Origin of the sequence: Vogesella mureinivorans (assembly GCF_007644035.1) — a bacterium.
In the GTDB taxonomy this organism is placed as follows: domain Bacteria; phylum Pseudomonadota; class Gammaproteobacteria; order Burkholderiales; family Chromobacteriaceae; genus Vogesella; species Vogesella mureinivorans.
Genome location: NZ_VMTV02000579.1, coordinates 1 through 846, shown reverse-complemented (window position 1 = coordinate 846; position 846 = coordinate 1). Strand labels below are relative to the sequence as shown.

At 52.2% G+C, this 846-nt stretch carries 1 rRNA gene; it reads right to left on the bottom strand.

What is annotated here, in order from left to right:
• Window positions 1-846: ribosomal RNA gene (locus FLQ44_RS25620) — 23S ribosomal RNA — on the bottom strand; the annotation flags it as partial.

The window sequence follows — 846 nt, the reverse complement described above, 5'->3', positions numbered from 1 at the left end:
GGTAAACAGTCGCTTGGGCCTCTTCACTGCGACCTAGGTTTTACCCTAGGCACCCCTTCTCCCGAAGTTACGGGGTCATTTTGCCGAGTTCCTTAGAGAGAGTTATCTCGCGCCCCTTGGTATTCTCAACCTCCCCACCTGTGTCGGTTTCGGGTACAGGTAATTAATGGCTTAACGTGTTTAGAGCTTTTCTTGAAAGCATGACTCTCACCACTTCGAGTCCGTAGACTCTCGTACTCGCGGCTTGACTCAAGGCGTTTTCTCCGCCTCTCAATGCCTTGCTCGCTTGAACTGGTAACCAACATCCAGCTGGTTGGAGCCTTCTTTGTCCCTCTGCACAAACCATTCTTAGTACGGGAATATTGACCCGTTGTCCATCGACTACGACTTTCGTCCTCGCCTTAGGTCCTGACTAACCCTCCGTGGACGAGCCTTGCGGAGGAACCCTTGGGGTTTCGGGGCTAGGGATTCTCACCCTAGTTTTCGCTACTCAAGCCGACATTCTCACTTCCGCCTCGTCCACACCTGCTTGTCGCTAGTGCTTCTCACTACTACGGAACGCTCCCCTACCGATTAATTAATTAATCCCACAGCTTCGGCATGTCACTTAGCCCCGTTCATTTTCGGCGCAGGAGCGCTTGACCAGTGAGCTATTACGCACTCTTTCAAGGATGGCTGCTTCTAGGCAAACCTCCTGGTTGTCTTTGCACTCCCACCTCCTTAATCACTTAGTGACCATTTTGGGGCCTTAGCTGGTGGTCTGGGCTGTTTCCCTTTCGACGATGAAGCTTATCCCCCACCGTCTCACTGGCTGAGTGTACGCCTGGTATTCAGAGTTTGTCTCGA